At 67.7% G+C, this 23,197-nt stretch carries 11 protein-coding genes and 1 pseudogene; 7 read left to right on the top strand and 5 right to left on the bottom strand.

Going from position 1 to position 23,197, the window contains the following annotated elements; all coding sequences use genetic code 11:
* Positions 1-3,296 precede the first annotated feature (3,296 nt).
* Genes ACFYMP_RS11605 through cas7u form a run of 4 tightly spaced genes read right to left on the bottom strand, consistent with a single transcriptional unit; the run spans position 3,297 to position 10,078 of the window.
* A complete protein-coding gene (locus tag ACFYMP_RS11605) occupies positions 3,297-4,373 on the bottom strand; it encodes a hypothetical protein (protein WP_388854414.1) in 1,077 nt (358 codons plus the stop codon).
* A 2-nt stretch (positions 4,374-4,375) separates the two neighbouring features.
* Entirely contained in the window at positions 4,376-7,411 is a 3,036-nt protein-coding gene (gene cas3u, locus ACFYMP_RS11610) for a type I-U CRISPR-associated helicase/endonuclease Cas3 (protein WP_388854417.1), read from the bottom strand.
* Positions 7,408-8,880, bottom strand: coding sequence for a type I-U CRISPR-associated protein Csb2 (csb2, locus tag ACFYMP_RS11615; protein WP_388854420.1), 1,473 nt, complete (start codon positions 8,878-8,880; stop codon positions 7,408-7,410). Before csb2 ends, cas3u begins: the two co-directional genes overlap by 4 nt.
* Positions 8,881-8,884: 4 nt before the next feature.
* Positions 8,885-10,078, bottom strand: a complete 1,194-nt coding sequence (gene cas7u, locus ACFYMP_RS11620; RefSeq protein ID WP_359967531.1) for a type I-U CRISPR-associated RAMP protein Csb1/Cas7u — start codon at positions 10,076-10,078, stop codon at positions 8,885-8,887.
* Positions 10,079-10,585: 507 nt separating this feature from the next.
* Here cas7u and ACFYMP_RS11625 point away from each other — a divergent pair.
* From ACFYMP_RS11625 to ACFYMP_RS11650, 6 genes and pseudogenes are all read left to right on the top strand, one after another.
* Positions 10,586-11,136 (top strand): annotated as a pseudogene (locus ACFYMP_RS11625) (transporter); the annotation flags it as partial.
* Positions 11,137-11,148: 12 nt separating this feature from the next.
* Entirely contained in the window at positions 11,149-12,456 is a 1,308-nt protein-coding gene (locus ACFYMP_RS11630) for a UvrD-helicase domain-containing protein (protein ID WP_388855142.1), read from the top strand.
* Positions 12,457-13,286: 830 nt separating this feature from the next.
* The gene (locus tag ACFYMP_RS11635; protein WP_359967525.1) at positions 13,287-13,790 is read left to right on the top strand and encodes a hypothetical protein; all 504 of its coding nucleotides are present in this window, start codon (positions 13,287-13,289) and stop codon (positions 13,788-13,790) included.
* 69 nt (positions 13,791-13,859) lie between these two features.
* Entirely contained in the window at positions 13,860-15,008 is a 1,149-nt protein-coding gene (locus tag ACFYMP_RS11640) for a helix-turn-helix domain-containing protein (protein ID WP_388854425.1), read from the top strand.
* 1,000 nt (positions 15,009-16,008) lie between these two features.
* Complete coding sequence (locus ACFYMP_RS11645; RefSeq protein ID WP_388854428.1) at positions 16,009-16,881, top strand: hypothetical protein; 873 nt, start codon at positions 16,009-16,011, stop codon at positions 16,879-16,881.
* Complete coding sequence (locus ACFYMP_RS11650) at positions 16,866-20,372, top strand: DEAD/DEAH box helicase (RefSeq protein WP_388854430.1); 3,507 nt, start codon at positions 16,866-16,868, stop codon at positions 20,370-20,372. Before ACFYMP_RS11645 ends, ACFYMP_RS11650 begins: the two co-directional genes overlap by 16 nt.
* 515 nt (positions 20,373-20,887) lie before the next feature.
* Here the strand turns inward: ACFYMP_RS11650 and ACFYMP_RS11655 are convergent.
* Positions 20,888-21,667 (bottom strand): hypothetical protein, encoded by a 780-nt coding sequence (locus ACFYMP_RS11655; protein WP_388854433.1) that lies wholly within the window; start codon positions 21,665-21,667, stop codon positions 20,888-20,890.
* Positions 21,668-22,356: 689 nt separating this feature from the next.
* Here ACFYMP_RS11655 and ACFYMP_RS11660 point away from each other — a divergent pair.
* Positions 22,357-22,989, top strand: a complete 633-nt coding sequence (locus tag ACFYMP_RS11660) for a tyrosine-type recombinase/integrase (protein ID WP_388854436.1) — start codon at positions 22,357-22,359, stop codon at positions 22,987-22,989.
* Positions 22,990-23,197: the final 208 nt, after the last annotated feature.

The following is a 23,197-nucleotide window of genomic DNA, read 5'->3' on the forward strand; positions in this document are numbered from 1 at the left end:
GATGAGCGGTTGGCGGTCGCTGACCTGCGCGAATGACCTTTCGGCTATTTCACGTTCGTGCCGCTTGATGGGGCCGGAAGTCCCAGAAAAGTCCCAGGGGACTCCCACAACTGACGGATGTCTTTCGGCTCTGTACAGGTGCTTGGAAGGAAGCGTCCAGTTTCCGTCCCGTAGCTGTTCGCGCCGTAGTGGAATCCGGAGCGCTGGGAACGACGTCCTGGTGTTCGCCATCTGAGTGCGGGAGCCGACCCGGACGCCCATCGGTCGGACGGCCAGGCAGCCGCAGTGATGCTCCGGACGGAATCCGGAGTGCTGGACCGGCGGGGGTGATCCCCTCGAAGTCGATTACCACCCCGCAGTGGTGCTCCGGACGGAATCCGGAGTGCTGGAGGAGCAGCGCGAGGAGGCCAAGCGCCTGCACGCCCCCGCAGTGGTGCTCCGGACGGAATCCGGAGTGCTGGCACGGCATCGTAGTCGCCGGTCGCGACACGGGCGATGCCGCAGTGGTGCTCCGGGGGAAACCCGGAGTGTCGGCGCGATCGCCTGTACGAGCGACATCTCTGTCTTGCCGCCGCAGTGGTGCTCGGGAGGAAACCCGGAGTGTTGGCGCATCCGGGGCAATGCCTTCGGTCGGCCTGGGCCGCCGCAGTGGTGCTCCGGACGAATCCGGAGTGGTGGGGGATGTATGCCTCTCCGCCAGTGGGCGGCTCGGCGCCGCAGTGGTGCTCCGGACGGGACCCGGAGTGTTGGGCAGGACCCCGCGCGCGTACGACTGCAACGTCTGGACGCCGCAGTGGTGCTCCGGCCAGGATCCGGAGTGTTGGACAACGTCGCCGCTACGATCTTTCCCACCCCGATAGCCGCAGTGGTGCTCCGACCGGGAGCCGGGTGTTGGAAGCTCTCGTAGCGCTGGCGCCATGAGGGAATCGAAGCCGTAGTGGTGCTCCGGAGGCAATCCGGAGTGTCGGTGTCTTTCCGGTCCTGTACTGCCTCGACGTCGAGGATCCGCAGTAGTGCTCCGGACGGGATCCAGAGTGTTGGTGTCGTGGTCCCGGCAGTAATGGTCAAGGAGTCGCTGCCGTAGTGGTGCTCCGGACGGATCCGGAGTGTTGGCAAGCTGTCCGGCATCGTCGTCCACCTTGCTGACCTGCCGCAATGGTGCTCCGGGACGGGATCCGGAGTGTTGGGCTCGCCCCGTCGCGGCAGGGCAATTCCATTATCCTGCCGAAGTGGTGCTCCGGAGGGAACCCGGAGTGTCGGTCGCGGATTCCGTTCCCAGGACTCGGACGATCGCGCCGCCGTGGTGGTGCTGCGGTCGGAACCCGGAGTGTCGGCAGGGATAGCTGGCTGGTCCCCGTCGCCCGCCCGCAGTGTTGCTCCGGTTAAACCCCGGAGCGCCGGAACCCGGCTGCGGGCTTGCTTCACCTGTCCGTAGTCCCCGCAGTGGTGCTCCGGTCAGACCCCGGAGTGTCAGTCTGCCCACGCCATCACCGCCGTGACGATCATCCTCCCGCAGTGGTGCTCCAGACGGAATCCGGAGTGCTGAAACGGTTGGCCGGCAAACCAGCCCGTCAGGTAGCAGCCGCGGTGGTGCTCCGGACGGAATCCGGAGTGCTGGCAGGAGATCGAGAACCACATCCTCCTAAACCTGTGGCCGCTGTGGTGCTCCGGACGGGGTCCGGAGTGTTGGGTCCGGCGTGGACGTCTCCACGAGCGGGGTGACCGTGCCGCAGTGGTGCTCCGGACGGGATCCGGCGGCTGGGGTCCGGGCCGACGTCGCCAGGCTTGGTGTCGAGGTCGCCGCGGTGGTGCTCCGGTCGGAATCCGGAGTGTTGGCGGGGCTCAGCTCTGGTCGAACGAATTGCCGGATGGGCGGGGGATTTGATCTCCGGGCTCCGCCGATTGCGCTGCCGCAGTGGCGCTTTACGCGAAGTTGGGGTGTTGGCCTCTTTCCGGCTCTGTACCCCCTGGACGTCAAGGAGCTGTAGCGGTGCACCGGAGGAAACCCGGAGTGTTAGTGGTGGATCAAGGGCGACGGCACCTACCTCATGAGGCCGTAGTGGTGCTCCGGAGGTGATCCGGAGTGCTGGCAGCGTCGCGGGGTCGTCGTACTCGACGAACACATAGCCGCAGTGATGCTTCGGACGGAATCCGGAGTGCTGGGACGGTTTGGGGAGTTGCTGACCGGCAAGCGACGGGCCGCAGTGGTGCTCTGGATGAAATCCGGAGTGCTGGCGTCCTGGTCCGGTGGACTGCTTCCGGCAGTCGCGACGCCGCAGTGGTGCTCCGGACAGAATCCGGAGGGTTGGGGTGGAATGTCATCAGCGATATCGCGCTGATCGACGTGCCGAAGTGGTGCTCCGGACGCGATCCGGAGTGTTGGAAGACCGGAGCACATGGGCGTGGCCAGGGCGTCGCCGCAGTAGGGCTCTGGTCGGGCCCCCGGAGTGTTGGTCGCCTTGGGTTTGATGGTCCCCGGCTTGCCAGACTTGCCGCAGTGGCGCTCCGGACGGAACCCGGAGCGTTGGACCGGGGTGTGCTGTACGCCGCGTACGGGCTCACACCGCGGGGTGTCCGGGCGCACCCCGGAGGTTTGGGACGGCCTTGATCGCGGTGCCCTTGCGCCAGACAGTGCCGAAGTAGTGCTCCGGTTGCAACCCGGAGTATTGGCCGTTCGACTGCAAGCTCAACCCGGCCAACCGGTGGCCGGAGATGTGCTCCGGTCGGAGTCCGGAGTGGTTGACGAATGCTGGCGTGGGCCACACCGCTGGGACGCTGCCGCAGTGGTGCTCCGGAGGGAAACCGGGAGTGCTGGTGCGCGAGGGTGACGCGTAGCCTCCGCAAGCGCAAGCCGCAGTGGTGCTCCGGGGGAAACCTGAAGTGTTGGCGCGATCGCCTGTACGAGCGACATCTCTGTCTCGCCACCGTAGTGGTGCTCCGGATGGTCTCCGGAGTGTTGGAGCGCCATGCCTTGCCGCAACTCGAAAGTCGTAGTGCCGTACTGGTGCTCCAGTCGCCACCCGAAGTGTTGGTGAACGGCGCGAAGCGGGCCAGACACGACCAGGCCGCCGTAGTGGTGCTCCGGTCGGAACCCGGAGTGTCAGTAACTTTACCGGTGGCCTGGGTGACGTGACTAACGTGCCGCAGTGGTGCTCCGGACGGAATCCGGAGTGTTGCTCTGGAGGTGCGCACAGATGTGCCGGACGACGTCGCCGCAGTGGTGCTCCGGACGGAGTCCGGGGTGTTGGCCCGCCCAGCCTGCAACGCTCCGGGGGAGCGAACCGGGCCGACCATGATCATGGATGCATGGTATAGGCATTTCGGTCATTTCGCTTCGGAGTGGTGGCGCATCTCGTGGGGTGCCTGTGGTTCCGAGATCTGTGGGTGACGCGCTGTCCTGGGGAGAGCGGTCCGTCGCCTTGGAGGAGACGGGTGCGTTGTGCGGTGTAGATCGCGGTGACGCCTAGGTTTTCGAGGACCGCTGGTTTGGAGGGGGTGCGGATGGCTGAGTGTTCGAGGAGGGTGGTGAGTGCGGTGGTGGTGAGGGGCGGGTGCCAGGTGGGCCATGTGAAGGCGTTAGTGGTGGTGTTCCAGCTTGTGGCTTGGGGGTGGTTGGTGTTGCCGATGAGGCGGATGGCGGCGAAGCCGTGGAGGGCGAGCCAGGTTGCTCCGGGGACGCCTTGTTGGGTGGGTTTGCCGTGGCTGACCATGTGGGCGTCGCCGAGGGAGCTGTGGTCGAGGTTGGCGCCGGCGTAGCCGTCGACTCGCTTCCAGTTGGTGAGGGCTGCGTGGAGGTGGTTGGGGTTGTTGATGCAGTGTTGGGCGGCGGTGGCCCAGCTGCTCGGGAGGGTCATGCGGCCGGTCCGCCCGAAGAGCGGGGTTGTACGGGTGTAGAGGGCCTGGGAGCTGTCTTTCGTTGTCCTCTTCGGTGCGGTGGTGTCTTCGGTTTTGCCGGGGCTGGCGCTGAGCGTGTTGATCAGCGAGGTGAACCAGTGGGCGTGGTTGTCGTTGTGGTCGCGTTCCGCCTGGGCGTGGGCGCGGAGGTGAGCGAGGGCTTCGGGGAGGGGCATGCGGAGGGGGTCGTTGGGTGCGCCCGGGCCGGATGAACGGGGCTGGTCGAGGATGCCGGGGGCGAGGGCCAGGGCGTCCTTCTCGGGCTGGATGGGCAGTTGGGTTGCCAGGAGGTCGGCGAGGCTGTCGTGGGTGAGGGGCTGGTGTGTGTGGAGGATGGCTGGTGCGTCCGGGCCAGCCCAGGAGAGTTGCGGGGCTTGATCGAGCATGTGGTGGGTGAGGTGGAGGGTGCCGAGAGCGGCGAGGAACCCGAGGGGTGAGCTGCCGTAGAGGGCGGGGAGTTCGAGGGAATGGCGGGTCATGGTCAGGTTCCTTCCTCGGAGCAGGCCATGTCGGCGAGACGGAGGGTGGCTTCGAGCAGGGCCAGTCCCCAGGGCCCGTAGCGGCGGTTGAGTGTGTGGAACCGGTCGGGGCCGGTCCAGTCGGTGCCCATGTCGGCGCTGTCGACGATGACCTGTTGTTGGTCGGGCATGGTGCACGTCACCTTCTCCGGGGCGGGGTCGGTCATGGGGGGAAGGAGCGGGCGGGCGTGGCCGTGGTGTGCGGCGACGAGGTGGAGCACCAGGTGGTCGTCGTCACCCCGGGGGTGGTCGGGGCGGGTGTCCAGCCAGGCGGTGACGGCGAGCGCGCTGATCGCTTCGTGTCGCATGTCTGGATTCCACTGCGCGAGTTGGGCTGCGCGGCGGCGCGCGTGGTGATCGGCGGGGTCCATCCCGGATTTCGCGCGGGGTTCGTCCAGGATTTCGGCCAGGAGTCTGTCTCCGGCGCAGAGCATGCATTGGAACCGGCGGTGTGATTTTCCACAGTCGTGGGCGTGTCCTGCGGCCCGGAGGGCGTCGATGAGCGGGGGAGGCAGGCGCAGGGCCGTGGCGAAGGCGCCGGCGCGTTCGGCGACGGCGACGCTGTGTTGTGACAGCGAAACGGGGCGGGTCAGCGAGCTTGCGTCGGAGGCGTCGTCGGCGATGCCTGGGGTCCGTTCGCGCTGTCCGCGTGGCGGCCGTGCAGGGATGAGGACGAGGCGGCAGAGGTCTTCTGGGTCGAGGACAACATGCCCTTGTTCCTCGGTGCGGCCGGTGGGTGCCGTGGTCCACCGCTCGACAGTGCGCAGGCGGTGCAGACGGTTCTGGGCCAGGTCGGCATACGGCCCACCGAGGAGGGAAACCGGGGCGGCGAGGAGGACGTCCAGGAGTTCGTTGACGATGCCGGTGGTCTCATCCGGGTCCTCAACGCGCAGCCGTTGGGCTGCGTGGGCGGTCGCTGTCGTGAGGCGGACGGTGACCGAGTCTTCGCCGGTGGTTCGGGGAGTGAGGACGTGGGCGTCGATTCGGGTGGGCGCGGTGTCCGTGGTGGGGTAGTCGCCGAGGTCGGTGACCGGTTGGTCGCGAGTGCCGGTCCAGCCGTAGGCGTCATGGCCTCCGTAGCGTGCGGGCAGGACTACGGTGCTACCGGGCCGGATTTCGCGGGGCTCGGTGGCTGGCAGCCACTGGTTCTCGCGGTCGTCGTAACGCAGCACCGGCGACATAGTGGGTGCCGGTTGCCTCTGGGCCGTGGGAGCCGTGTCGAGGGTGGGCGTCGTGCCTTCGAGGTCGCTGGTGTCGTCGTCGGCGGGGGCGCAGGTGAGGAAGCGGCGCAGTTGCCGGGCGGGGATCGCGACTGTTTCGCCGGCGTGGGGCGGGGTCTGGCTCATGCGGGTGGCCCATTGTGCGAAGTCGGGCTGTCCGTCGGTCTCGTGAAGGTCGGCGCGCCAGAGCACGAGGACGTCTTCGGGTGAGGTGTCCAGGCCATGGAGGAACGGGGCTGGCGCCTGGTCGGGGACTGGGGCGGGGCTGGTGCGGGTCCAGGAGTCGACGAGGGTGCGATGGACTACAGGGATGAGGGGCGGCTCCACGTTGAGGACGCTGGTGTCCACGTCCGCGAGCAGCGCGGGCAGGGTTACAGGATTGACGAGCAGGCCCTCGGCAAGAACTCCGGCCAGTGAAGGAGCCTTGAGTCCGGACATTATGACGGTGGGCGCCTTCTCCGTCAGATGCGCCCAGGTGCGTTCGGCGGACTCACCGTAGACGGGGATGGTGCTCTGCTTGGTCTGTGTGCTGGTGCGCAGGACGATGGCGGGTGCGAGGTTCAGGTCGCCGGTGCGGTCCAGACGGCCGAGGCGCTGGATGAGTGCCGCGAGGGAGGCGTTCTCGGTGACCATGCCGGCGAAGGAGATGTCGATGCCGACCTCGACGGTCTGGGTGGCGATGACGATCAGCGGCCGTTCGCGGTCGGGTTGCACGCTGGCGAGGAGTTCGGTGACCAGCGGGTGGGCCAGGAGACGCTCGCGGTCGAGGGGGCGTGTGCGGCCGGTCAGCAGCACGGTGTCGGCGTCCTCGCGCTGGGCCAGCAGGTGATGGGTGGCGCGGGCGGCGCGGATGGTATTGGCGATCACGCCGATCACCGGTCGCTCGATCACCGGAAGCAGGGATTCGACCGCCAGCGCGGCAGCCTGCGCGAAGGCTGCCGCCGTGTCCTTCACGTTCGGCGAGGCATCCAGGAGCGTGAGGCGGCGCTGCGCGTTCAAGCGCCGGCTGGCCACAGGGTGGGCACGGTCGGCGTCGGTGATCGAGTGCCGGGGCCGGTCCGCGGCGGCCGAAGCGGTCGCGGAGAGGCTGACGACCTGGACGGCACGGCCGGCGAAGTCCGGTTGGGAGGCAGTGGCCTGGTAAGCGGCGCAGTCGGTGGCCGTGCGCAGCAGCGGCAGCGCGATGTGAGCCTCGTCCACGGCGAGGAGGGCGTCCATGCCGCACAGAGCGGCGTCGATGGGGCGCATGCGCGGGCTGGTGTGATAGCCGCGGAACAGCAGACGACTGCCGTACTGATCGACGGTGCTGGAGATGACGGCGGGCTGAGCCGGGGAGCGCAGCCAGCGGGAGCTCCAGTCGGCGCCGCCCCGCATGCGCACGCTCTCCATGGCGGTGTCGCTCGCGCCAAGTTCACGCAGCGCCTGGGCGACACGGCCGGTCACCGTAGTGGCACCGCTGTCGTGGAGCGCCCGTTGAAGGGAGCTGGCGCTTTCGTGTGCCTGGTCGACGACCAGGCGTCGGTCCACAGCGAAGAACAGCCGTACAGGCACGGTCCGCCGGGCCCCGCTGGAGTGCTGCCAGGCCAGGAGGAAGCACCAGATGTCGATGGTGCTGGTCTTGCCGAGGCCGGTGGGGATGTCGAGGTCGGCCCAGATGCCGCTTTCCGCGACCCGGTTCAGGTATGCGGTCTGCCAGGGAAAGGGCCGGTGTCCTCGGACTTCCTGGACGAAGTCGGAGAACTCCTCCAGATGCAGGGCGCCTTCAAGGGGGATGGTCATGCCGTTCCTTCTCGCGCGGGGACCGGAATGCACAGGCCAAGGCCGTAGCTCTTTTTGCTGCCCAGGATGATCGGCCCGGTGACCGGCTCGGCGAACCGCAGGCGGACGTGGCGGCTCAGGAGAGGCCGCTCGCCGGCCTTGCGGCGCAGCGCATACGGGGGGAGTTCCGGCGCGCCGGGTACGTATGCGCCTCGGTGCAGGACCTCGACCGATCGCGGCTCGGGGAATCCGGCCAGGACGCAGCTGGTCGCCACTGATGTCTCGATCCCGTTCGGGGTTCTTCTGGGAAAGTGGTCCAGGACCATCGGCAGGGCCGTCGTCCACTGGGTGGACGGGGTGGTCCATCGCTCCGCGCGCACTGCTTGCAGCGTGCTCTGCACGGTGTCGCCCGCACCGGCGTATGACAGGGGAACGGGGCGGGACAGCGTCGGCACGGACAGCTTGCGCAGCCCGCCACCGAGACGGAGGAGAACCGCGAGCAGCGCCTTGCGGTGCGCCGGGTCGAGATCTCGGGGCAACGCGATGCCCACGCCGCGCAGTCGGCCGTCCGCGTGGCGATGTCCGACGAACGGCAGCGCCACGAAGGCGCAGACGTGCCGCTGGTCCCCGGCAGGTTTGTGCCCGTGCACCGCGATCATCTGGTCCACGTCGTGCCCTGCCGCAGAGAGCATGCCGCTGACCTTCGACCGCAACGAGGAAGTGACCTTGAGGGTGAGGGACGGGTCGAGGGAAACCCCAGAGGGGAACGCGAAGGGGAGCAGATCGACGTACGGGCCTTCCACCACCATGTCCTTCGGCACCGCAGGCTCGATGCCGACGAGCTGATAGGCGAGGGGCCGAGCCTGCTGGAACGCTCGCTGCCCCTCGGCATGTGCGCGGCGCAGACGTGTGAGGAATCCCGGATAGGGAGCACGTAGAAACTCAACGCTCCTGGCCTCACGGGAAGCGGGAGACCACTCATGCCACCCTTCGCCCACGGGCGTCACCTCCTCATCGCCGACCCTGACGGCGGTGAGAAGCGCGTGCCCGCTGGCCCGGCCGAAGTAGCCGATGCGGGACAGCAGGAGCGCAAGCACCGCATGGACACCCGGGGACGGGCACTGCGGCCAGATGAAGCTCACCATCGGCTCCGCGAGATTGCGCTGGGGCCATTGCTTCGGCTGCCCACCGGAGATCCGTCCGGGAAGCACCGCGTGCCCAGGCTTCTTCCGCTCCACCGCATTGGTCGGCACCCACGCCCGACGCGCCTCGGCGGCCTCCACCGCCCGAGCCGGAACCCGGACCGTGGGAGGAGGCTGCTCCTCCAACCACGTCAGCGCCGCGTTCTGGACCGGGTCATCCTCATCGGCCACCGATACCAGAGCACAGAACAGCCGATAGGGATGTGGCGGCCACTCCGCACCGGAACGATCCAGCGTTGAGGCATGGTACGAACTGTCCAGCAGATGCACGTCAAGACGGAACGGCACGAGGTCACTCCTCTTCGGCCGCGCCGATTCCGGCGATCTCGTAGGACTTTTCGATCGCGCGCTGCAGACTCGCGTTCGGGCGGACATGGACCGGCTCAACCGGCCACTCCAGCCCGGACTTACGGGCCCGTTCCACAGCGATCTCGAACAGCGCCAGCGCATCGCGGGACGTCGTGCACTCCATCGGCTCCCTCTCCGGCACCCCGCCCCGCCCCCGCTGCACCCATTCCACCTGCTCCGAAACGACGACAAGGTCGCAGCCCGAACGCAGGTGCAGAGCCGACGCACCGAAGGCCAGCCGGTCCCCCAGGAGCGCGATGGACGCGAGCAACGCCCGGCCCGCGGCCGTGAACTCCTTGGTGACGTTCCCGAAGTGCAGCGAGGACAGCTGCGCCAGGGACACCGTCGCCTGCCGGTGCACCGCCTTGACCGAGACCCCGCCGATACCTTCGGAGGGCGGGATCATGCCGTGTCCCAGCTCCGACATCCTTGCGGACGCGACGCCGCGGGGCGGCTTCGCACCATCCAGCGGAGACCACCCCGTCTCGGTGACCGCGACAGTGTCACCAGCCAGGTTCAGCCGGTCCACGCGCCCGGCCGCCCGCACACCCACGAGCGGGGAGACGCCGTACATCTCCGAGGTGTAGGCGCGGGGGACCTTAACCTGGATCCGGCGCTTACGGTGCGAGTCCCACACGCCATACACCAGGTCCGCCGGCGACTGATCCAGATAGGCACCGAGGTCTGCTGCTCCCGCCCGTCGCAGCGCGGCCCCGACCTCGGTCTCGTCGAATGCTGTTCCCCCCTCGTCCTGGGAGTCGCGGAAGTAGGCGTCGCAGGACCGGTGCGGCGCCTCCAGGCTCGTGATAGATACGGCCGTCCCCCCGGCCTCCGTCGTCAGCTCCAGGTGGGGAAGGAACAGGTCTTCACGGCGTACCGCGCCCAGGAGCGCTTGTTCGCACCGGTTCGCCTGGGACTGACGCTGATCTAGGAGCACCACCCTGACCTCATCGCCCTCCACGTAGCGGGGCTCGATCAGATAGCCGGCCGCGTCAGTGGACTTGACCTTCACCGTCGGCGGGAAGATCCTGCCGCCCGGGCCGCTGGTCGGTTCATACGCGGCCCGGACCCGGATTGCACTGTCCTCCGACAATGCGTTGGCTGCCGCATGCAGCCGTTCGTACAGCGCCTCGATCACGATCGACCTCCCAGAATCGGCTGAGCGCGGAGGACGTGATAGCTGGTCAACGTCCATCTGATACAGCCCAGTTCGGCAATTGGGAACATCGAAGCATCGGGAAAATAGGCATGCAAATTAGTTGAATGGTGAAGGATGGGGCTTTGTCAGTGGCTGCCGATAGGGTCCTTCGTCCTTCGGTGACCGGCCTCGTACGGCCGCTGGACGCAGCGTGCCGACGGCCGTTGCCCTTTCGGGCGTCCAGGCTTCCAGCGTGGCTGGCCCGCAGGCCAACATCGCTCACTCTTCGCGGAGTTGACTGGAGCCACAAAGGGCACTCGTTCGAGGGACAGGCAAATGGGGGATGGGCCTTCGGAGTCCGGCGGACCAGGCCGTTCGAGCTTCGGCGCTCCGTGCAACGTGACGTCGTTGTGGTTGCCGCCGGTCAGGGTGGCGGCGAGCGGAATGCCGGATCCTTCTGGCGGGGCAGAGCTTCGGCGGCATTCCCCCTGGCTTGGGAGACCTTGTCTGACGGCCGCGTCCCAGATCCTGTGGAGCGGTCCACGCCTCATCTGCGTCGCCGGTGACTACAGCCGCTACGACGTGCATGCCGTGCGCGAGCGCCGACGCTCGATCAACCTGGTCCGCTACCGGTACTTCGGCAGCGACCTGCTCCGCCTTGAGAACGTAGCCTTCGTGAGCGGCGGCATGCAGGCAGCACGCCGGGCGCGGCGCCGGTCTGCGCCCAGGCGACGAAGGACGTTCAGGGCGCGGCGATGCTGGAGTTGGCCGGCGCGGTTGAAGAGGTTCTTCTCGGGCTCGGGCACGGCGTGAACCGCGTGGAGCGCGAGACCCACCGGGCGTTTCAGCGGCTGCGGAACTTCGCCTGCCTGTGCCCGCCGCAGCGCACCAAGCTGCTGGTCTACCTGAAGATCGACCCGGAGAAGGTTGAGCTCGCGCCGGGCTTAACGCGGGACATGTCCGGGCTCCGTCACCACGGTACGGGCGACCTGGAGGTGCAGCTGCGCACCGAACGGGACCTGGAGCGTGCTCAGCATCTTTTCCGGCCGAGCTACGCGGGGGGAAAGCAACTGGACCACCTCAAACGGACTCTGGCACGCCGGGGCGTCTTCCGCTTCCAGGACATGTACGCCATCGCCCAGGAGTATCTCGCCCGACATCCGGGTATTGCCGCGGCGGTCACCACGCGCTTCCCGTTTGTTCTCCTCGACGAAACGCAGGACACCAGCGCCACCCAGCACGAACTGCTGGACCTCGTGTTCGCTTCCTCATCCACCGTCGTGCAGCGGGTGGGTTACACCAACCAGGGCATCTATAGCGACGCGGCCTCCGCAGGAGGGCCCGCCTCCCTGTTCCCGCTGCCGGGGGCCCCGGAGCTGCCGGTCAGCCGCCGCTTCGGGCCGCAGATCGCGGCCGTGGCCAGCCGCCTGGCCGTCCGGCGACCCCAGCAGGTCCGCGGAGTCGGCCCCGACGGCCAGGTGGCGGTTCTGCTGTTCGACGAGACCACGGTGTCCGACGTCGTACCGACCTTCGAGCGCATGGCCGCTGTGACCGTCCCCGAGGACGTCCTCATGCGGCGTCCACCGCGTGTACTGGGCGCGCGACAGAACCCGAAAACCTCACCCGTCTACCCGCAGTCGATCTCCTGCTACCTGCCCGGATACACCCCGACCAGCACCCCGACGGCTCACCGCACCCTGATCGGCGCGGCCCGCGCGGCAAGCGCCCGGTGGAAAACGGGCCCGGACAGCTACGAAGCGGCCACCGAGTTGTGGAACGCCGTGCGCGCGTCCGTCTCGTCACCGACCGGCGACGGGCTCCCGGCCCTCAGCCGCCTGGAGAGGTCAATAGCGACGACCGGAGGCAGGGTGCGGATCCTGCTGGGTGAACTCCTCCTCAACGCGGACGAATTCGACGCAGCGAGCTGGGGAGAGGCCACCGAGCAGCTGACCATCCAGCTGAAGCTCCTCGACGGCTGCCAACTACGCCAGGATGTAATGGAATTCACCCCCGCTGCTACGGTAGGCGCGGCCCCCGGGCCCGCTCCCGCGGCCGTCGCCGCAGTACCGGCGGCGCGGGCCGTACCCGGGACCATCCAGAGCGCGAAGGGCGAGACCCACGCGGCAACACTGATCCTGGAGTGCCTGGAGAAGACAGGCCGGAAGTTCGACGTGACCGAAGCGATGCGCATGATCGCCGAGAGTAGCGACCCGCTGCGGGAACTGAAGAGCGTCCAGGCCGCCGTGCAGCTCGTCTTCGTCGGAGCGACACGCCCCACTCACCTGCTGGTGCTCGCCACCCACCGCGACCGCAGCAAGAAGTATGCGGACGCAATGACCGGCGCTGGCTGGGACATCCGGGACCTCACCGAGCACTGACCGCATCTGCCCCGCCGTCCCTCCCGGCGTGCGGAGATCGTCTCTGCCGTTCCACGCCCAGTTCGGGGCGTGAGGGAGCGCTTCGTGAACGGCTGCGAATGTCCGCCGGGCGGCAGCCGGGTTGAGGGTTGGACGAGCGGCCTGCGACTGATCCCGGGGGACCTTCGTACGGACGGCTGCCTCCGAGGAGGAGCGCGTCATCTACGACGAGGACGGCAAACGGCTCGCTTCGCGGGTGGCTGCCTGTTCATCTCTCACATCAATAACGTCCCAGGTGGGAAGGGAAATAACCTCGTCCAATGGGGCGGAGGGGGACCCGGCACGCGATCTCCGAGGAAGGCGTGCGGGAGTCAGCTGAACGGCAGAAGGAGCGGTTCAGAACCCATCGGGTGTCCGACGTCAGGTAGTCGCCGAAGGCGTGATCGGGTCTTCCTCGTCCGGCGACGGCACCTCTATCTCGGGCGCATGGGCACCGCTGCCCTCCGCCGTGGCGGGGAGGGCACAGGTTCGCGAAAGGCAGGTCGCGGGTGGTCACTTCGCTCGCAACCAGTGACGCAGTCCGTAACGATGAAGCTGCAGGATCTTATAAGGATGGGCCCTTGTTTGAGGTAGGGTCTCCATCAGTCAACTGCCGTGTATCGGAGGTCCTCTTGCCGTTCTCCCTGTCGATGTCCCCCTGGGAGCCCGACGATGTTCGGGCTCAACTTGGCGGAATGGGGACAAGGTTGGAGTACCTGCACGACGTTCTGCGCGTGGGCGAGGCGGCGCGGCGAACAGCAGTCCCCAACGACCCGATGGGGACTGGGGGGCGGAGGGCCTATGAGGCCCACGTGCGCACCATTCGAGAGCTGCATATCGAGCGCGAGGGGTGGGCCCGGCTCGTGCACGGCCGCTTGGAGCTGGTCTGCAACGCTGATCGGTCGATGGCGATGGGCGTCATGGTCGGTGACGCGGCCACCGGCCAGGCGAGCCTGTTCCCGAAGAACGGGCGCCGCCGGGGCACCGCCACCGGACAGGTCACTCAAGCCAACGAGGGCGAGGGGGTGGCACACGTCCAGACCGCTCTGTTCGTGGCGGGCGCAGGGCCCAGGGGCGTGTCGCTCAGCGAGGAGGAAGCCGCCGCGCTGAAGACATGGTTTCTTCTGTCGTACCGCACGAAGGTCGGGGACGCGGTACGCGTCGACTGCGAGCTGTCGCGGCCTAAGAGGTTCGTGGACGGATTCGTGGTCGAATGGGGAAGACGGATTCCGCTTCCCGCGCTCACGATGGACGGAATCGAACCTTTGAACGATGATGGACCTGGGGAGATCGACATCCCTGTCGATTTCCGCTGAGTCCGATGGTGGGGGCGTCGGAGTCCGCCGCCCCCACCAGGCACCACCGATAGCTGAGGCAGCCCCCACATGGTGACCCCGTCCCGCATCGCACTGGCACGCAAGCGCAGAGGGATGACCCTCGCCCAGTTGTCGGACCGGTCTGGAATCTCGCTGCAAAGCCTGTCGAACTACGAAACCGGGCGAACCGCTCCGCGCTCCACCACCCTGAACAAGCTGGCATCCTCCCTGGACTTCCCCGCAGCCTTCTTCCAAGGGCCGCCACTGGAGGAACTCCCCGCCGAAGGAATCTCGTGGCGGGCACGCAGCAAGACCTCACCACGGGTGCTGGATGCCGCCCGCGCCGCAGGAACGCTCGGTGCGACGCTTTACGCCTGGATCGCCGAGAGCTTCCGCCTTCCAACCGTGGACGTGCCATCTCTGGGCAGGCCGGATCCGGAAACGGCCGCCGCGATGGTCCGCACACGCTGGGAGCTGGGGGAAGCGCCGGCACCCAATATGGTGCACCTTCTGGAAGCCCACGGAGTGCGCGTGTTCTCCCTGGACCCTGATCACGCCGAGGTCGACGCGTTCGCTGTCTGGCGTGAAGGTGTGCCCTTCGTATTCCTCAACACCCTGAAATCGGCCGAACGAGGCCGCTTCGACGCCGCTCACGAACTCGGGCACCTCGTGATGCATGGGAGCGAGCACGCCTGCTCGGGTCCCGAAGCCGAACGCCAGGCGAACACCTTCGCATCCGCGTTCCTCATGCCCAGAGCAAGCGTTCTAGGCCACATGCCGTCGGGTGCCCACGTCGACCAGATCATCCGCGGCAAGCGGATCTGGAAGGTCTCCGCTATGGCCCTGACGTACCGACTGCACGATTTGAGCCTGCTCACGGACTGGCAGTACAGGTCGACTTGCGCGGAACTGAGCCGGTTGGGATATCGCTCCGCCGAACCCGAGAGCATGGGAGAGCGGGAAACATCGCAAGTGCTGACCAAGGTATTCGCGGCGCTGCGCACAAAGGGTGTGAAGCCTTCCGCCGTAGCTGCGGAACTGGGGCTGACAAGCGAGGAGATGAACAGACTTCTGTTCGGCCTCACGCTCACAACCGTCGCCGGCGGTGGACAGCAAACCGCACCCACTCCCACGCGACACCTGGCCGCAGTCAGCTCTCCTCCTTCCGTAGCCGCTCGTCCACCGTCGAATCCCGCACGGGCGTTCGCTAGGCCCTGAGTTCGCCGCTTGGACAGGTCAGTCCTCTAGTCGGGCTTGGAGGCATCGACGCCCCATCCCGTCCGGTGCTGATTGCGTTCTCATGTGCCTCCGGTTCTAGCTCCGTAGTCCAGCGAGGCGCGTCCGCTGCGTTCCGGTCGACGTGCTCTGCCAAGTCGGGCGGGCCGAAGTCCATTTGGTCGTGGGAGCGCATGACCAAGGCCCAGCCACACGACCTGGCCTTCAGCAGCGCGTTCAAGGCGGCAACCAGCCGGTACTGGCTACACGCCTTCGTTCGTGCACCCTCATGGTGGCCGAGCCCTGAGCACCTCTCTACGTCCCCATCGGCCACTTCGCCCCCGGCCCCGCCGAGGTGATTGGTTCCGTCTTCTCCGCCAAGTCCGGTGCGTTCTGCCCGGCCCGAAGCCCAAACCGGGTGTCCCTCAGAGAAGCAGTCGGGCATCACAAAAGGTTAGCGGCGGTGGAGGGCGCTCACTCTACGCGGTTCCTGGACAGGGAATCCTCAAGGTGAATGTGGAGCGTTGGCCAGGCCGTTCACCTGCCCAGGCCGCAGATCTCCTGCAGAGATTCGCCCCATGTTGCCCAGTGCGCCAGCTCCTGGTTGCCGACGGGACGATGTCGTGTTGCCGAGCGAACTTCAATGCGGGTTTGGTGAACTCGCGGCTGGTGACGGCCACGACGAAATCCGCGCCGTGTACCGGACACGCAGTGCCGTTCAACACGTACAGGACGCCCCTTCGACGCGTCGAGAGGTCGTGATGAGCTTGCACTGCGCGACTAGCTTCTCGCCGGTGGGCGCGACCGCTATGACGTCGGCGCCGAGGTCGCCTGCTCCGCTGTGTCTTTGCAGGACGTTGAATCCCGCCCGGACAGCCGCGCCCGCAGCAGGCCCACGGCTACGCTCACGCAGAAGCCGCCCTCGCAGACCAGAGCTTGCTGGGTAGGGTGATCCGTGTTGCCGCAGGACTCGGCACCGACTCAGGAGCGAGGGTGGGGACGGGTGGCGATACCCGCACTGCAGGCCATGGAGCGCGCCCGGGCCGCCGGCGGGCGCCTCGTGGACTTCACTCAGCGAGAGAGCCAAGGGATCGGACAGGTGTGTCCGTGGGACTTGGTGGTAACAATTGGGCCTGAACCCGAGGACCGTGATGCGGCAGCTTGGATCATCGCCGACGAGATCATGCGAGCTCGCGCCGACCTGGACGACCTCGCCTACCGGCTTTGGCGCGACAGTGCCCTGGCCGGCACCCAGCTGACCGGCCCCGATCGCGCGCACGTCCTGCTCTACGCCGGCCCGGTATTCGAGGCCAACGATCCCACCGGCGTCACCGGCTACGTGGGCGAATGGCTGTGGTACCTCTCCACCCGCGACCTTCCCCCCGAGCCGGGGCTCAGCGTGGAGTTTCTGGACCCGCCCTCATCGACGGTGACGGACAGTGGGCCGGACGGGCTGGTGATCCACCGAGTGCCTGGCAGCGAGCTGGGGTTCGTCTTCCGGTTGTGGGAGATGAAGAAATTCACCGCGGAAAAGACGAAGCCGAGCGACACGATTCGCAAGGCATGGCAGCAGTTGAACACCTGGGGGGCGCGGTACCTGGGCCAGATCTCGTGGGGAGGCCGGGAGCTGGCCCCCGACACCCGGGAGTTCGTCGCCTCAATGGCCCGACAATGGGTGGACGCGAAGGCGTCGGGGAACGGCGGGGTCAGTATCGCGCTCGACGCCGCATACACCCCGGACACGGCCTTCGATCGCTCGCACCAGCACTTCACCACCCACACCCACCCGGGCGCGCTGCAGGGCGTGGTGGTAGCGATCGACGATCTTGAAGACTTTGCCAAGGACGTGAGGAGGTACGTGTGGAGCGCACTCTAGACCTGGAGGTACTCGCGTCCGCGCTCGGCGAGCACCGGCCGGGCGGGGTGCTGCCCAGCGCACAGGACCTGCTGGCGACGATGACCGAGCTAGAGGTCGCGGCCTTCCGCGGTGAGCCGGAGATCGAGGACGTGACCCTCGCCACGGCGTGGTACCTGCACGGGCTCGCCGCGCTCGCCCCGGAGACCCCTGGCTACGACGCGGTGCGGGTGCGGCGAGCCTTCGCCACAAGCGCGCACCTGATGGACCTCGCCCTGGGCGACGAACGCAGACCCGAGGCTGAGCGGCTCCAGATCGCCTTCGCCGCCCAAGCCGGGTACCGGCGCAGCGAGCAGGACCCGAACGCCACCGCCGTCTACCAGCAGGTCCACGCTCTCGTCGACATCACCGGTGAACTGCGCGGGCACATCGGCACCCTGGCAGTAGAGGCTGGCGTCGTTTTCCTCGGCTTCGACCGCCCGGAGCTGGGCCGGGCGCTGCGTGCGTGGAGGCGGCAGCTGCGTGGGGTGCGGGCAATGATGCGCCGCGAGTCCCTGGCGGGGACCATGTACGGGCCCGCAGAGGCCGTCGTGGAGGCCGTCTTCCACCTGTACCAGTTCCTGGGGTTCGGCGAGGCGCGGGATCTGCTGGCGGCGCAGCGGCTGCTGCGGGACGTGATGACGCAGACGGCCGGCCGAGGCGACCGGCTGGCGCGGTGGGTTGCCGCGCACCTGTTCCAGCTGAGCGGGGAGATGGCGGCCAGCAGTCTGTACCAGCTGCTCCCCCCGGGAACTCCCCCGGAAGTGGCGCGGAGTTTCGCGCTGTCGAAGCCGCCAGTGATGACGCTCTGGCCGCCGCAGCGCCAGCTCCTGAAGCTTGAGCGTGGCAACCCGCTCGACCCGACGACGTCACGAAGCCTGATCAGCGTACCGACCAGCGCGGGCAAGACACTGATGGCCCAGCTGGTGATCTGCTCGCACCTGGCGCAGCGCCCCGGGCGCGTGGTGTATGTGTCGCCGATGCGCAGCCTGGGGCGGGAGATGCGCGGGACGCTGCGAGGTCGGCTGCGGGTGCTTGGGCGGCGCCTGGCCGCGGAGCAGCCGGAGTTCCCGCTAGGCCCATGGGCGTCCTCGGCCGAGCCAGACGGTGGGGACGTGGAGATCGTCACCCCAGAGCGGCTCATGCACATGATTCGCAACAACCCCGAAGCACTGGCGGAGGTCGGGCTGGTCGTCGTCGACGAGGCCCACCACCTGGGCCAGGGGCGGCGCGGCTTCGTGCTGGAGAGCCTGCTCACGCTGCTGCATGCGCGCAGGGACATCCGACTCGTGCTGTTGTCCGCGGCGGTCGGCAACAAGGGCGACATCGCCTCGTGGCTCGACCCGCAGCGCCCCGAACGGGAGGTCTACTTCACCGACACCTGGCGAGGCCCGCGTCGGATGCACGGGCTCATGTACCCGAACCTCATGGCGGAGCACGCCGAGCTGTCGGAGCGACGGCCGACCGCGAAGCATGCCTCGCCGGTGCTCGCCACCGTGCCCGTCGAGACCCTCCTCGATGTCCGGCCGACCGCCTCGTCCGCCATCGCGCGACTGACTACCGGAGAGGTGGGCACCCGGCGTTTCGCCGGCTCCGGAGGCCGGTGGAACGCGCGGACCCGTCTGCCAGGCGGGATCGCCGACTACCAGGTCTTTGCCGCTGGCGCCGCGGAACTCACCGCGGCCGGCAGCGTGCTGATGGTCGTCGGCACCCGGCGGGCAGCCCGTGACGCGGCACTCGCCATCGCCGAGTGCCTGCCCGAGCGGTCCGAAGCCGAGGCCCTGACCGACTACCTCGCCGATACTCTCGGCACGGAACACCCGCTAGTGCGCTGCACCCGGCACGGCGTCGCCTACCACCACGGCGCCCTGCCCGAGGATGTTCTGCACGCCGTCGAGGGCGCGCTGCGCCGCAACGAGCTCCTGGCGATCGCCAGCACAAGTACCCTCACCGACGGCGTCAACCTGCCCGTGCGCACCGTCATCGTCCACCACAAGGTCGACGGCGACCCTCTCACCTACGACGGCCAGCGCGCTCTGTCCCCCGCCGAACTCCTCAACGCCATCGGCCGCGCCGGGCGGGCCGGCCGCGAAAGCGAGGGATGGATCTTCCTGACTCGCCCCTACCCGCCCCGCCCCGCCGAGTTCGACTCCCTCAACCCCGACCCGGAGCGGTTGCGTCTCGTCTCCGCGCTGCTGACCGACGAGGCCCTGACCGCACTCGCCGACGCCGAGGACACCCTGCGACAGGACGCGGACGGAGTCTTCGCGCTAGCGGACGATATCGCCGCAGACTTCGCCTCGTTCGTCTGGCTCGTCCTGCAGCTCCACGCTTCCTCGCCAGCGCCGCAGGGCAATCCCATCGACGCCCTGGACGCACTGTTCGCCCTGTCCCAGAGAGGCAACGGGCGGCACACCAGCCGGTGGCTCACCCTCGCGGACAAGGTCGCCACCGTGTTCGAGATCACCGACCCGGCCCAGGCCGGCCGGTGGGCCGCCACCGGCACCAGCCTGGGGTCGGCCCGCTACCTTGACTGGCTCGCGAACCAGTTGGCCGTGCTGCTCGACCGGCACACGGTGGACGACGCCACTGGAGGCGACCGACTCGCCGAGCCGGAGGAATGGTCGCTGCGACGCACCCTCGACTTCCTCACCGAGCACCAGGTCTTCGACCGTCTACTCGACCACGTCCCAGAGGTCACCAAGACCTGGAGCTTCAAGGACAAGGAGACGCGGGGCACGCAGATGAACGTCCCGATCGCCCCCGCGCTCCGCGAGTGGATCTCCGGCAGCACGATGCCCGACCTCGCCCTTTCCTGGCAGCCCGGCGTCGCTGCCGGGTGGGCGCTCGAACAGGCGGTACGCAACATCAGCACCGCCTTCGGGCACGCCCTGAGCTGGACCGTCGGCGCCCTGATCAACCTGGTCAACACCAGCCCCGCGCTGTCTCCCGGCGCGCCCAGGCTCAACACACACACTGCCTGGCACATCCGCCACGGAGTCGACACCGAGCAGGCCCTGACCCTGCTCACCTCCGGCATCACCTCCCGACGCATCGCCCACCTCCTCGGTCGCGACGCCGCCCGTCTCGGGCACCGGTCGGCCGGCCTGCGGCAGTGGACCGCCCAGCACCACATCGGCGGCTGGACGCAGCAGTATGGGGCGAGCGACTATGAGATCCAGGATCTCCTCGACTACGTCCGCACTCCCTCCGACCCGATCAACCAGCTTCTCGAGAACCGCGCCGCCACCACTCCGCTGACCTGGCTGATAGAAGGGACACCTGACGGCCCGGTCAATGTCGCACGGCCCAGCGAGCGTCACCCGACCATCCGCGTTGCCCGCGACCGCCGCCGGGTGGCGACCGTGCCGGCCGACCGCCACCTCGATGTCCTTGCGATGCTCGACAGCGGGCTCGACCTCGACCACCGTCTCCACAACGGCCAACTCGTCACCACCCGGCGCACCCGGTAGCGCCTGGCCCTGTCGCAGGGAACCGAGCGCGGGACTGCGGCTCAACAGGAGGGCGATGCACCGCAGAGTTACCGACTTGCCGCCGCCCGTGGAGGCGTTGACACGGACGCACGGGGACTCCGCGCCCAGGTTGACTGAGACGACCGCCCGGCGGAGCCGATCCAGGTGATGGGCGCGGACTCCTTGGCGGCTGCCACCATCTCGCGCGCCCTGGGGTTCTACCTTCGCCGGTCTCATCGGGTTCGGCATCGCCCGCCTGGTCAAGGCGCCGGGGGGACGAGGCGATCGGTTGGGGCAGCATCGCGGCCCTCAGCTTGATGACGCTGCGCATCGCGCTGTTGGACGGGGTCATCAAGCTGAGGGCGACGTGATCCGCTGGAGGCACGGCCCCCTGATCGATCGCAGGGCCCGCTGACCGTGCCGCACACGCTGGGCCCGGTCCTTCCGGCGGAGGGCCGGACCCAACAGTCTCCGAGTGCCCGACAAACATGCGGGACGGAGTCGAGTACGGACGGCTAATGTGTGCGCAGCCGCTTGAGGAACGTTCTGACCAGGGCGTCCAGGTCAGAGTCCTTGGCCGTCTCTTCCACCAGGATTCGTTCGATGTGAACGAACCCGCTGTTCCGCCAGTGCCGATCCCTGGTCCCGTCAGCCGCCAGTCGGCCGCGGTGATGGGGTCCGTCGACCTCGATCAGGCCCGCTCTGCCTTCGCGAACGACTAGGAAGTCGGGTGTCCATGTGTTGCCGACTCCTACGCGTCCCAGCGGCAGAGGAAAGATGGAGATGGTGGCATCGGCGGGGAGGGCAGCCTGGGCGCGCTTGAGCGCCTCATAGACCCGTACCTCCGCGCGGGAGTCAAAAACGAATCCGTCGCGTCGCAGTTCCGGTTTCGGATCGGTGACACGCGCGGCGTGGTTCGTTGTGGTGTCGGCGGTGAGCCGCCCCTGAAGAGCTGACCTCCAGTCCGCGGCCACGTCTGGTAGCGCTGGCCCGACGTAGACAGAGTGTGCTTCGACGCCGTTCCGTTCAGCGATCGGCAGGAGGGCGTCCCGGATCCGCGCAAGCAAGTCCTCAGAGAACCGGTCCATCAGCCATCCGGGAACCAGAAGGCGGGCATCCATCCAGTCGCCGAACCTGTTGCCGGGAGACCACTCGATTCCTTCAACATCCAGTAGAAGGGCTGCCGCCTGAACGTCTCCTCGCTCATGAAGGAACCAGGCAGTCTGCCCGAGGATGGTCTCCTCTACAGATAGTGCTGCCTCTTCGCTTGAGACCTTGCTGACGTCTGAAGTCACCGTTCCACACTAAAACCTCGGTCTGACAGTCGAACCCCGTTGACCAGAATGATCGCGGCGACATCGCCGCCCCCGGTCCGCCTTTTACCGTGGGGCCGTGACGACGCCCTCCGGCGACACTGCCGGGACCGGCCAGGGCACGGGCCGTACGGTCAGGAGCGTGTTGCGCGCGATTGGGACTGTAAGACGTTCGGCCCTGACCCGTAGTCGGTGGTGACGCCGCAGCAGATCACGACTTCCGTTCGTCGCCCATCGGCGACCCCGGTACAGGGTGTCGAAGCGCTGTCTGGACGGCGGTCTGTGCCGACCCGATCGCTGAATAGGAAGGAGCAGGTGCTTAGAAGGCACCTGCTCTATTCGTTCATCCGGGGTGCCTATTTGTTCCGTTTTGGCGCGCTTTGCGCAGTGAATGCTGCTTCCAGGGATGGTTCGCCGACGGCAGACGTATTGGGTCGGCAACGGACTGGATTAGTGCGGCTGGTTCAAGTGAACCTAGGTGTAGGCGGGTTAGCCGCGGGTGCGTCTAGTCGGTGTGGAGTGACGGCAAATCCCGCACGGGTTGATGGGCGGACCCCTGCCTTTGTAGCACGGGATCCCCGGTTACCGAAACCGGGGATCGTGTGGACGATTGTTGTTGTCGAGCGATCCGCGTGCGACAGATCCCTTATTCCCGCAAGGAGTTCACTGCTGTGCTGGTCGATGCATTGGATGAAGAATGGATACTTTCCGAGGGGCAAGTTCTTTCGCTATTGGATTGGATACGCCAGCAGGCGGGCGGCGGTCGCTCGGTATATCCCTTCCTGGTCACCCTGGCCGAGGGGGCACTCCGTCCGAGTGAAGCGCGATCCCTGCGTGTTCGCGATGTGGTACTTCGTTCGGGTGGTTCTGGTGAGCTGACGGCTTGCTATCGAGGGCGGGCTCGAGTGGTTCCGCTGCGACCGGGGTTCGCCATGTTCCTGCGGGGGTGGATCAACGATGCCGGTCTCCAAAAGGATGATCTGTTGTTCCCCGGCACGCGTGGTGGGCGACTCTCGATAGATGCATACATGGGGCTGTGGGAACAGGCGCAAGAGGCCGTGCTGCCCCATGACGAGCTGCTTGCCTGGCGGTTGGGGGAGCCCGTCGACATCCTGCGGGAGTCTTCCCTAGTGCGATGGCTGAGGCTGGGCATCGATGTCGCCACGGTGGCCGAGCTCGCTGGAGTGTCTCCGGCCTGGCTGGCGCTTCGCTATCCGTACTGCTTCCGTCTCGAAGCGACAGAGATCGACTGGGAGCGCCTTGCTCAGGTGACTCGCCTGCAAAAAGAGCCGACTGACCGATGAACCGGGCGGCGCTTCGGCAGATCAGCGGAGCGCCGCCATCCGCGACCCATTTCCCCACGCCCTCCGGTTCGCCGCCGAGAGAGTTCTGCCTGGCTCCTGTGCGCAGGAGCCCTGCCGTCCCGCGACGTGCTACGCCCCGCCCTGACCGGGCTTGCGGCCTTCGCCACGGACTGGACTGGCTTGGCGGCAGCCTCGCCGCCGCATCCCT

The organism is Streptomyces sp. NPDC007088 (genome assembly GCF_042869355.1).
In the GTDB taxonomy this organism is placed as follows: domain Bacteria; phylum Actinomycetota; class Actinomycetes; order Streptomycetales; family Streptomycetaceae; genus Streptomyces.